This window comes from Fusobacteriaceae bacterium (assembly GCA_031272775.1).
GTDB lineage: Bacteria > Fusobacteriota > Fusobacteriia > Fusobacteriales > Fusobacteriaceae > JAISST01.
In genome coordinates this window covers 1-7,611 of the sequence record JAISTB010000023.1, presented here as the reverse complement: position 1 = coordinate 7,611, position 7,611 = coordinate 1, and the positions used below count along the sequence as shown (strand labels likewise).

At 49.8% G+C, this 7,611-nt stretch carries 6 protein-coding genes and 1 pseudogene; 4 read left to right on the top strand and 3 right to left on the bottom strand.

Annotated elements, in window-relative coordinates; all coding sequences use genetic code 11:
- A partial coding sequence (locus tag LBQ97_05950) for a hypothetical protein (protein ID MDR1832251.1) occupies positions 1-128 on the bottom strand: 128 nt, incomplete at its 3' end.
- A 239-nt stretch (positions 129-367) separates the two neighbouring features.
- On the opposite strand from LBQ97_05950, the gene LBQ97_05945 reads away from it, so the two are divergent.
- Positions 368-2,026 carry an ATP-binding protein gene (locus tag LBQ97_05945; GenBank protein ID MDR1832250.1) on the top strand — a complete coding sequence of 553 codons (1,659 nt, stop codon included), beginning with the start codon at positions 368-370 and terminating at the stop codon, positions 2,024-2,026.
- A 165-nt stretch (positions 2,027-2,191) separates the two neighbouring features.
- On the opposite strand, the gene LBQ97_05940 is transcribed toward LBQ97_05945, so the two are convergent.
- Positions 2,192-2,512, bottom strand: a complete 321-nt coding sequence (locus tag LBQ97_05940; protein MDR1832249.1) for a type II toxin-antitoxin system RelB/DinJ family antitoxin — start codon at positions 2,510-2,512, stop codon at positions 2,192-2,194.
- Positions 2,513-2,721: 209 nt separating this feature from the next.
- On the opposite strand from LBQ97_05940, the gene rfbC reads away from it, so the two are divergent.
- Positions 2,722-3,297: a dTDP-4-dehydrorhamnose 3,5-epimerase gene (rfbC, locus tag LBQ97_05935; GenBank protein MDR1832248.1), complete on the top strand. Its 576-nt coding sequence runs from the start codon at positions 2,722-2,724 to the stop codon at positions 3,295-3,297.
- A gap of 12 nt (positions 3,298-3,309) precedes the next feature.
- Positions 3,310-4,140, top strand: a pseudogene (gene rfbD, locus LBQ97_05930) (dTDP-4-dehydrorhamnose reductase).
- Positions 4,141-4,432: 292 nt separating this feature from the next.
- Here rfbD and LBQ97_05925 read toward each other — a convergent pair.
- The gene (locus LBQ97_05925; GenBank protein ID MDR1832247.1) at positions 4,433-5,383 is read right to left on the bottom strand and encodes an ROK family protein; all 951 of its coding nucleotides are present in this window, start codon (positions 5,381-5,383) and stop codon (positions 4,433-4,435) included.
- Positions 5,384-5,547: 164 nt separating this feature from the next.
- On the opposite strand from LBQ97_05925, the gene recG reads away from it, so the two are divergent.
- Entirely contained in the window at positions 5,548-7,608 is a 2,061-nt protein-coding gene (gene recG, locus LBQ97_05920; protein ID MDR1832246.1) for an ATP-dependent DNA helicase RecG, read from the top strand.
- Positions 7,609-7,611 lie beyond the last annotated feature (3 nt).

The following is a 7,611-nucleotide window of genomic DNA, read 5'->3' as shown; positions in this document are numbered from 1 at the left end:
AAAATCGAACAAAGGAGGGTCGTTATGATGATGGTCCATTTGCGCCTCAGGATGACGTCCAGGATTTCATACAAGTCTATCTCGTCGTCATCCCGGACTCCGGGATCATATTCCACTACATCGTGCATCAAACCAACCTCCGGCGCGTCGCGAACTCAAGAGGATTTCCCAAAGTTATTACTTGGGGAATCTTTTACAATAATATCATGAAATGACCAAGATGTCAAGCATAAGTTAAATTTTTCACAAGAATTCACAAAGGAAGCGGAGTTTTTCTTTGAAAAACCGCGGAATCATGATATAATAATTGTAGGGATGCTGCCATGTATGATATCCTTAAAAATGAACCAGGAGGTGCCCCCGGATCATGAAAGAAAAAACCAGGCGAAAACCCCTGCCCGTCGGCGTCAGCGATTTTGACACGATGATTCGGGAAGGCTATTATTATGTTGACAAGACAAACCTGATCCATGATCTCCTCTATAGAAAAGCGGCCGTAACCCTCTTTACAAGACCCCGGCGCTTTGGAAAAACACTCAACATGTCAATGCTGTACTACTTCTTTGATATCCGGAACGCGGAGAAGAATAAGGAACTTTTTCATGGACTCAACATAGAAAAATCTGAATTTTACTCCGAGCAAGGGAAGTATCCGGTAATATTTCTGTCTTTTGCGGATTTGAAGCCGGAAAATTGGGAAAATTGTTATACGGATCTGAAAGAAATGATCAGCGAGCTGTTTACGGAGTATTCTTTCATCAAAGAATCAATTCCAAAAACAGAGCGAGACAGATATGAGCGTATTGAAAATCTTGCCCCAATGGCAAATTACAGGACATCTCTCAAATTTCTTTCGCGACTTTTGAAACAGTATTTCAAGAAAAAAGTTGCCATTTTGATTGACGAATATGATGCGCCTCTAGTATCGGCGTGGAATAACGGATTCTATGAGAAGGCGATCGGATTTTTCAGGCAGTTTTATACTGGCGCGCTGAAAGATAACAAATCACTGAAATTTGGAGTTCTGACCGGAATCTTGCGGGTTGCCAAAGAAGGTATTTTTTCAGGATTGAACAATCCGGTAGTGAATACGATTCTCGACAAAAATTTCGATGAATACTATGGATTGACAGAGTCCGAAGTGATGAATGCGATCAAAGCTTATAATTTGGAAACCTACGAGAATCAAGTTCGGGAATGGTACAACGGATACCGTTTTGGAAACATACAGGTTTACAACCCATGGTCTGTCTTAAACTATTTGAGTACGGGTGTACTCGAGGCTTACTGGGTTAATTCTTCTTCCAACGATTTGATCAATCGCATATTGGATACGGCGGATCACAGAACATTCCAACTTCTTTTGGACATTTTTAACGGCCAAAAAGTAAAATGCTATATAGATAAAAACATTGCCTTTGATGAGATTGAATGGCAGGAAAACCTTGTGACATTGCTCTTCTTCAGCGGTTATCTGACGACAGAGGAAAATCTTGGAAATAATTTTTATTTGCTGCGAATCCCAAACAAGGAAGTTCTTTCCTTTTTTCAAAAGCGTTTCATTCTGAAATTTCTCCGCCGAGAGAAGAATATCGGCGCTATGGTTTCCGCATTGGAGCAAAAAAAAATCACTGGGGAAGGCTCATTTGAGTTCTACTTGCAAGAGAGCATCCTGAATACGTTCAGCAGTTTTGACTTGAGGAGTAATGAAGTCATCTATCACGTATTTCTTCTGGGAATCTTTGAAAACGAACCGAATTACAGAATTTTCTCCAACCTCGAAAGCGGCCTCGGCCGGGCGGATATCATTCTGGAACCTTTTGATCGACGCAGACCCGGATTCATCTTTGAACTCAAAGTAGCGGATGCCCCGGATCAGCTGGATAAAAAACTCGACGAAGCCTTGAAGCAAATCGAAGATAAAAAGTATGCAGCCTATTTAAAAAAGCAAGGAATTAAAGAAATTACGGCCGTAGCGGTAGCCTTCTGCGGCAAGGAATTGAAGGTGCGGGCGAAAACCCTGTAGGGCGCGCATTGCGCACCCGCTGATATTCCTTCATTATGTCCTCTGTGTACAGCGGAGTAATGCAACTGCCTATCAGTTCGAACACTTTTGCGGGATTTCCGTTTCGGGTCAATAGAGCGGAAACAATAATGTTTGTATCAACAACAATCGCCGCCAAAGCCATTATCAGCGTCCTCCGTCAGCTAGAATTTGGCGTTTCACTTCCAAAATACTCTCTTCAACTTCTTCATCCGTCGGCCTTCCTGCCTCGTCAAAATATGCCTCCGCCTCATCAAGTAATACCTTCGCTTTCGGATTCGGCTTGAATTCTTTAACCTCTTTCGGAGCCGCGATCACTTCAACAAGCGGCAATTTGCGCTGTATAACCGACTGAGTCAAAAACAAGTTAATCGCCTGTGAAAGAGTCAATCCCATACTCCTGTAAAGCTCGTCCGCGTCCTGTCTGATACGTTCATCCAAGCGGATATTATAAGTCGTGTTTGCCATGATTCACCTCCGTTTTTTTATTGTATTACAACACATGTATATTGTCAATACTACCTTGAAAAGGTCGGACAAAATGTTATGGTTGCATGTTCGGAAGAAATCGCGTATAATAGTGGTTGGATAGACGGAGAATAAAAATCGTTCGCGCCGGCACAAAGGCGCAAAGAGTAGTAGGCGCGCATGGCGCGCCCATGGAGATCAGATTGAGCATGAAATATAAAAAAACAGAAACCGGAATCGACGGCTTGATCGTGATCGAGCCGCAGGCGTTCGGCGACAAGCGCGGATTCTTTATGGAAACCTATACGAAAAAAGATTTTGTGGAATTGGAGATCCCCGACGAATTCGTGCAGGATAACCATTCCAAATCGAAAAAAGCCGTGCTGCGCGGGTTACATTTTCAAACTCGGCATGTTCAGGGAAAACTGGTTCGCGTCATTGCGGGCCGCGCGATTGATGTGGCCGTGGATCTCAGGCATGGCAGCGGGACTTTTGGGAAATACCATAAAATAGAACTTACGGCCGAAGACGGAAAAATGCTTTACCTCCCCAAGGGCTTTGCCCACGGCTTCCTCGCCCTTGAGGACGATACGGAATTTCTCTACAAATGTACGGATTATTACGCACCGGAATATGATTCCGGCATCCTGTGGAACGATCCGGACTTAGCCATTCAATGGGAATTTGAAAATTACGGTCTGCAAAGGGCCGATATCATCTTGTCCGAAAAGGACAAAACACAACAGACCCTGAGGGCGTTTATCGCCTCGGGGATCCGGTTGTAAAAAGGAGCCCCCATGATCCTCATTACAGGCGCCAAGGGACAACTTGGCCACGATCTGCAGAAAATCCTGCGTGAGCGGAACGAGCCCTTTCTGGCCACGGACTTTCAAGAGCTGGATATTACCGATATTGAGGCGGTACGGGCCTTCGCGGCGATTAAGGGCATCAATTGCGTCATCAACTGCGCCGCGTATAACAACGTCGACAAGGCCGAAGAAGAGCGGGAATTGTGCCGGAAGCTCAACGCCATTGCCCCGCGGGATCTGGCGCTCGTGGCCAAAGAAATGGGCGCGGACTATGTGACCTATTCGACGGATTTTGTCTTTGACGGAAAAAAAGGCGCCCCCTATACGGAGGAAGACGCGCCGAACCCGCTTTCCGTCTACAGTGAGACGAAGCGGGAAGGGGAGAAGCTCACCCTCGCGGCCTATGACAGGAGCTATGTGATCCGGACGTCCTGGGTCTTCGGGATCGCCAATAATAATTTCAACAAACAGGTGATCAATTGGAGCGGGGACAAGGAAACGCTTGCCATCGTGGACGATCAGATTTCTTCGCCGACCTACTCCTTTGACCTGGCGTACTATACCCTGGAATTGCTGAAAACAGGAAAATACGGGCTTTATCATCTCAGCAACGCCGGAGAGGCCTCCAAATATGATCAGGCGAAATATGTCCTCGACAGGATCGGCTGGAGAGGGGAATTGCGGCGGGCCAAGAGCAGCGACTTCAATTTGCCGGCCAAAAGGGCCCCTTATACGAAACTCGACTCCACGAAACTGGAAACCGCCATCGGCCAGAAACTCCCGACCTGGCAGTCGGGGATAGACAGATTTCTTGAGGAATACTCCGGAAAAAAGGAAGCCGCGGTCGATGCGAAAACCAATACAAAAAGCGGGTATCAGCGGGATGATGTCTTTACGACAGGGGATTATGTGAGCTTCGGTTGGCTTGAGGAAAATGAGCAAAGGTACAAAAACGCGGAAATCCCTCCTTCAACGGAGGGATACATGGAAATGATCCGCAAGCGAATGCAGCGACTCTATGACCTGGGAAAGATCAGCCCGCAAAAAATGGCCGCCAAATTTCCCCTGGCCTGGGAAAAAATCGTAAAGAAAAAATAGAAAATCGTTTTGCTTACAAATTAGCCGCCCCGATCATGCCGGCGTCGTTCCCCAGCTTTGCCTGCTCGATGACCGCGACCCTCGTCTTGTCGCCGCCGTAGGTATAGCGCTTGACATAGTCGGTCAGAGGCTTGATCAGCGCGTCTTTTTGATTGGAAACGCCGCCCGAGAGCAGGATTTTGTCGGGCCGGAACACGTTGATGATATCGATGAGGCCTTCGCCGAGATACCTGATATAGTTGTCCACGACTTTTTGCGCGGCTTTGTCCCCGCGCTTCGCGGCTTCAAAGGGGGTCAGGCCGCTGATTTTGTCGAGGTTTCCCCCGACGATCTTATGAATCAGGGATCCCGGATGCTTTTCGGCGGCCCGTCTCGTTTCCCGGATCAGGGCCGTCGCCGAGCCGTAGGCTTCGAAACAGCCTTTCCGGCCGCAGGTGCATTGCTCGCCGCCGATAACCAGGACCGTATGGCCGAATTCCACGCCGCCCGGCGCGCCGCTTTCATAGAGCTTTCCGTCGAGGATGAATCCGCTCCCGACGCCGGTACCCAGCGTGATCAGCACCATATTTTTGACCCCTTTAGCCCCGCCTGCCACGGCTTCGCCGAGAGCGGCGCAGTTGGCGTCGTTGGAGACCTTGACGGGCAGATCGATGTATTTTCTCAGTTCCGCCGCGAGCGGAACGTTTTCCCAAAAAAGATTGTTGGCGTAGAGCACGACCCCGCGCTCAAAATCCACGGTCCCGGGCGTTCCGATCCCGATCGAAAGACAGTCGCCGACGGCGATCCCGTTCGTATACAGAAGGCTGTTCAAGGCGTTGCCCAGATTGCGCGTCATCTTCGCGAAGCCCGAGGGGACCTCGCTTTTGATGGAGGTTTTGACGACGATTTCGTTTTTTTCATTGATGACGCCGATCTTCATATTGGTCCCGCCGATATCAATCCCGATCCTGTACTTTTTTTCCATGGTTTTCTCCTCTTTTTTTCGGATAATTGCCCGCTTCAAGTTTATTTTACCCTTTTTGGGAGACATTTTCAAGCAAAAATTAAAAAAGAAAAGCCGCGGGTTCCGGTTGACTTTGCCTCAAATTCCGGAGTATAATATTCCTGAGCCAATCGGAGGAAAAAAATATGCAAATCGATCAATATATGCGGATTTATTCGCCATTGGGGGAGATACCGGTCAAGGGACTAGACGAAAAAAAGACGTTTTTTCTACGCGCGCTGGGCATCCGGACCGTGGGCGAGCTGCTTTACTATTTTCCCCGCTCCTATGACGACAGGACAAACATCAAGACCATTGCCCAATTGCGGGCGGACGAATACGCCGTCGTCAAGGCGTTCATCACGCGGGTGACGGCGCCGCCGACCCGTTCGGGCCTCAAAATGGTCAAGGCCGTCGCTTCCGACGGGACCGGCGTTCTCGATCTCGTCTGGTTTCAAATGCCCTATTTGCGCAAAAGCCTCAAGACCAACGAGGAATATGTCTTTATCGGGCAGGTGAAACGGGGCTATACGTTTCAGATGGTCAACCCCGAATTCAAGCTGCTGGCCGCCCAGCAAAAGATGCAGGACGGGGAAATTCTGCCGATCTACGGCAGCACGAAGGATTTGACCCAAAACATGTTCAGGAAGATTGTCGCCAATGTTTTGGCGACCTTCGTCGACGATTTTGAGGAGAATATCCCGACGGAGATTCTGGAAAAATATGGTCTTCCCGGGCGCAGGGACGCCTTGAGGGAAATTCATTTTCCCTCGGCCCCGGAAAATCTGGAAAGGGCGAAAAAACGATTCGCCATGGAGGAATTGCTCGTCCTTGAGATGGGGATCCTCGAAAAACGCTGGTCCCTCGACCAACATCAATCGGGCCTCTATACGCTGGATGACCGCAAGGACCTTGTGAAAAGTTACCTGGCGACACTGGATTTCGCGCTGACCAAAGCGCAGAAGCGGGTAATCACCGATATTTACCGTGAACTTTCAGCCGGGAAAATCGTCAACCGGCTCCTTCAGGGCGACGTGGGAAGCGGCAAGACCGTCGTTTCCGTGATTTTGCTGCTCTATATGGTCGAAAACGGCTATCAGGGCGTGCTGATGGCCCCTACGGAAATTCTCGCCGCCCAGCATTATCTTTCGGTACGCGATATCTTTGCCGATCTGGGCGTCGAGGCGGGGCTTCTGACGGGTTCCTCCAAGGGAAAGGCCCGGGAAGCGCTACTGCGGGGCATCCGTGACGGGGACACGAAGATTGTCATCGGGACCCACGCGCTAATCGAAGAAAATGTGGAATTTCACAAGCTGGGACTCATTATTATCGACGAACAGCATCGATTCGGCGTCGTTCAGCGGAAAAAGCTCCGGGACAAGGGCTTTCTCGCCAATCTTGTGGTCATGAGCGCGACGCCGATCCCGCGCTCGCTGGCTCTAAGCATTTACGGCGACCTCGATGTTTCCGTACTCGATGAGCTCCCCCCCGGCAGGCTTCCCGTCAGGACAAAATGGATCAGCAACCTTGTCGACGCCAAACTGATGTACGAATTTATCGACAGAAAGCTCGCCCGGGGCAAGCAGGCCTTTTTTGTGGCCCCGCTGATCGAGGAAAGCGAAAAGCTATCGGCCAAATCCGTGGAGGAACTGCGGGCTGAGGTGGAAAAGCATCTGCCGGGCTACCGGCTGGGGATCCTTCACGGCAGGATGACCGGCGCGGAAAAAGACGCCGTTATGGCGTCCTTCAAGAAAAAAGAACTCGATATTCTCGTCTCGACGACGGTCATCGAAGTGGGCGTGGACGTTCCCAACGCCGCGGTCATTGTGATTACAAACGCAGAACGTTTCGGGCTTTCAGCGCTCCACCAGCTGCGGGGTCGGGTCGGCAGAAGCAAAGAGCAGGCTTATTGTTTCCTCGTCTCCTATACGGATAACGCCGTCTCCAAATCGCGCCTTACGGTCATGGAAGAGACCACGGACGGGTTCAAAATCGCCGAAGAAGACCTCCGCCTGCGAAAGGCCGGAGAGATCTTCGGCGTCCGGCAGAGCGGGTTCAGCGACCTGCGCTTTATCGACATTATCCATGACGTCAAGACCATAGAGCTCGTCAAGCAAACGTGCGAAGCGTATCTGAAAGCGCATCAGGGGCGGATCGACAATCCCTGGCTCACGATTGACATCGAGCAAAAATTCCGGGACAACTGATTG